The sequence below is a fragment of the Yoonia sp. genome, from assembly GCF_046498525.1.
GTDB lineage: Bacteria > Pseudomonadota > Alphaproteobacteria > Rhodobacterales > Rhodobacteraceae > Yoonia.
Genome location: NZ_JAWOAN010000034.1, coordinates 1 through 3,062 on the forward strand (window position 1 = coordinate 1; position 3,062 = coordinate 3,062).

Genomic DNA, 3,062 nt, shown 5'->3' on the forward strand with positions numbered 1-3,062 from the left:
CCGGTGGGTCGGTTCGAATTGGTCCGCGGCCGGATCGATATCCTGCAACAGCGGTTCGAACTGGACGAAGGCACGGCGACGCTTCAGGGTGATTTCGAGCCTCTCATCCGCTTGGTGGCGACAACGGAAACGGACAACGGGACGGTGATCAGTATCGTCGTCGAAGGCCCGGCCGGAGAGCCGGAGGTCAGCTTTAACTCGGTCCCCGAACTGCCGCAGGACGAGGTGTTGTCGCAGTTGATCTTCGGGCGCGACCTGCAAAGCATCAGCCCGCTGCAAGCGGTGCAACTGGCCTCTGCGGTCAGTACATTGGCGGGGCGTGGCGGGGGCGCACTGGACCGGTTGCGCGCGAATATCGGCCTTGATGACTTCGACGTGACCACGGATGAGCAGGGCAACGCCGCCGTGCGGGCGGGCGCTTATCTGTCCGAGAACGTCTATACCGATGTGACTGTCACCAGCGTAGGGGAAACGGAGATCAACCTGAACCTTGATATCACCAGAGAAATTACCGCAAAGGGCAGCGTCGATCAGGACGGCGAGACGAGTGTCGGTGTGTTCTTCGAGCGCGACTACTAGCGGTCGCGGACAATTTTGGCGAAAACGGTTCTGACGAACGATTGTTAAGCAACAGTCTTTGCTACCTGCCTGCCACCAAAACATGTTCTGCCTCATGGAAGGGGCAAGCGACAAAGTGGCGGTCCCCGATTTCTTCCAGTACTGGCCGCGCTTCGGCGCAGGAGGTTTGCGCCTTTGGGCATCTTGTGCGGAAAACACAGCCAGATGGCGGCGCAAGCGGTGATGGCAGTTCGCCTTCGAGGATCGGTCGTGGTCTGGCCCGTTCCAGCACCGGATCAGGGATCGGCACCGACGCGATCAGCGCCTGACTGTAGGGATGTTCGGGCAGTGTTGTCAGCCTGCGACTGTTCGCCGTTTCCATCACGCGCCCCAGATAAAGCACCAGCGTGCGGTCGCTGATGTGTTTTACCACGCTCAGGTCATGGGCGATAAAGATCATCGACAGGCCCATGTCGCGCTGCAATTCCATCAACAGGTTGATCACTTGCGCCTGCACTGACACGTCCAATGCCGAAACGGGTTCATCACAGATGATCAGTTTCGGTTTCAGGATCAGCGCCCGCGCGATCCCGATGCGCTGGCACTGTCCGCCGGAAAATTCATGCGGATAGCGGTTGATCAGGTTGGGCAGCAGCCCCACCCGTTCCATGATCTGACCGACCCGCGCCTTGACCTGTGTGCGGGGTGTGTTCGGTTCATGGGTGACCAGCGGCTCTGCGATGATTTCACCCACGGTCATGCGCGGGTTGAGCGCGGCAAGCGGGTCTTGAAAGATCATCTGCACATCGCGCCGGTGTACCCGGCGTTCGCTGACGGTCATGTTCGCCAGATCGGCACCTTCGAAGAAAATGTTTCCGCCAGAGGACGGGATCGTGCCGACAACGGCCCGTGCGATCGTCGATTTGCCCGAGCCGGATTCGCCGACGATGCCAAGACATTCACCCGGTGCAATATCGAACGACACTTCGGACACAGCATGCAGCTTGCGCGGTGGCGTCCACGGCCATGCGCCGGGTTTGCGCACGTCGAAAGTGACCGACAGGTTGCGGACGGACAAAAGCGGTTCCATCACGCGACCTCGCGGGCAGGCAGGTGGCAGGCGCGGCGACGATCATCTACCGTTTCCAGCGGCGGGCGCTCGCTTTGGCAATGGCTTAGTTTCACAGGACATCGGGGCGAGAACGGGCAACCGGCAGGCAGGTTGGACATATCGGGAGGGTCGCCTGCGATCGTCACAAGTTCGCCTTCGTCCACGTCCAGCCGTGGCACCGCCTTGAGAAGGCCGCTGGTATAGGGGTGTGACGGGCTGGCGAAGATGTCGTCGGTCGTGCCTTCTTCCATGACCTGTCCGCCGTACATCACCAGCGTGCGGTCACAAAACCCGGCCACCACGCCAAGGTCGTGGGTAATCAGGATCACTGCGGTGCCGAAATCCTGCCGGATATCGCCAAGAAGCTGCATGATCTGGGCTTGGACTGTAACATCAAGCGCCGTGGTCGGTTCATCTGCGATCAGCAGGCGCGGCTGGCAAAGGAGTGACATGGCAATCATGATCCGCTGGCGCATCCCGCCGGAAAACTCATGCGGGTACATCGTGACACGCGCGCGGGCGTCGGGGATGCGAACCGCATCCAGCATCCTGACCGCTTCGGTGATGGCGGCTGATTTCCCGACCCCGTTATGCAGCATCAGAACCTCTGCCATCTGTTCGCTGACCCGCAGATAGGGGTTCAGCGATGTCATCGGGTCCTGAAAGATCATCGCCATGTCTTTGCTGCGGATCTTGTTGAATTCGCGCTGTGTCATGGACAGCAGGTCCTTGCCGTCGAACCGTGCGACGCCAAAGGCGCGACCGTTCTTGGCCAGCAGCCCCATCGCGGCAAAGGCGGTCTGGCTTTTGCCCGACCCGCTCTCGCCCACGATGGCGAGCGTCTCGCCCTTGTCGATACCAAAGCTGACGCCGTTCACCGCATGCACATCACCATCGGCGGTGTTGAACGTGACCATCAGGTTTTCGATTTCCAGAAGGCTCATGTTCAGCGGTCCTTTGGGTCGAGCGCGTCGCGTAACCCGTCACCGACAAAGAAGAAGGCAAAAATGGTGACGACAAAGAAGAAAAGCGGAAAGGCGATCTGCCACAGATAGCCGAATTGCATGGTGCGCGAGCCTTCGTTGATCAAAGCGCCAAGCGAGGTGGCAGGTTCCTGGACGCCGAGGCCAAGGAAGCTGATGAAGCTTTCAAAGATGATCATGTTGGGGACCAGCAGCGTCGCATAGACGATCACGATACCAAGCAGGTTGGGCACGATATGGCGCAGGATGATTTTGCTCGGGCGCACGCCGGTGGCGACGGCTACCTCGACGAATTCCTTGTTCTTGATGGTCAGGGTCTGCCCCCGCGCGATCCGCGCCATATCAAGCCAGGAAATCAGGCCGATGCCCAGAAACAGCATGAAAATGGATCGCCCGAAGATCACCAGCAT

4 protein-coding genes are annotated in these 3,062 nt (G+C 59.9%); 1 reads left to right on the top strand and 3 read right to left on the bottom strand.

The window, feature by feature from the left end:
- The coding region (locus R6T97_RS02410) for a translocation/assembly module TamB domain-containing protein (protein WP_410347718.1) at window positions 1-579 on the top strand (579 nt) is incomplete at its 5' end.
- Window positions 580-640: 61 nt separating this feature from the next.
- Here the strand turns inward: R6T97_RS02410 and R6T97_RS02415 are convergent.
- The 3 genes from R6T97_RS02415 to R6T97_RS02425 all read right to left on the bottom strand — a co-directional run.
- A complete protein-coding gene (locus R6T97_RS02415; RefSeq protein ID WP_410347719.1) occupies window positions 641-1,648 on the bottom strand; it encodes an oligopeptide/dipeptide ABC transporter ATP-binding protein in 1,008 nt (335 codons plus the stop codon).
- On the bottom strand, window positions 1,648-2,613 hold the full coding sequence (locus tag R6T97_RS02420; protein WP_410347720.1) for an oligopeptide/dipeptide ABC transporter ATP-binding protein: 966 nt from the start codon (window positions 2,611-2,613) through the stop codon (window positions 1,648-1,650). The genes R6T97_RS02415 and R6T97_RS02420 overlap by 1 nt, the downstream gene beginning before the upstream one ends.
- Before the next feature lie 2 nt (window positions 2,614-2,615).
- On the bottom strand, window positions 2,616-3,062 hold a 447-nt coding region (locus R6T97_RS02425), incomplete at its 5' end, for an ABC transporter permease subunit (RefSeq protein WP_410347721.1).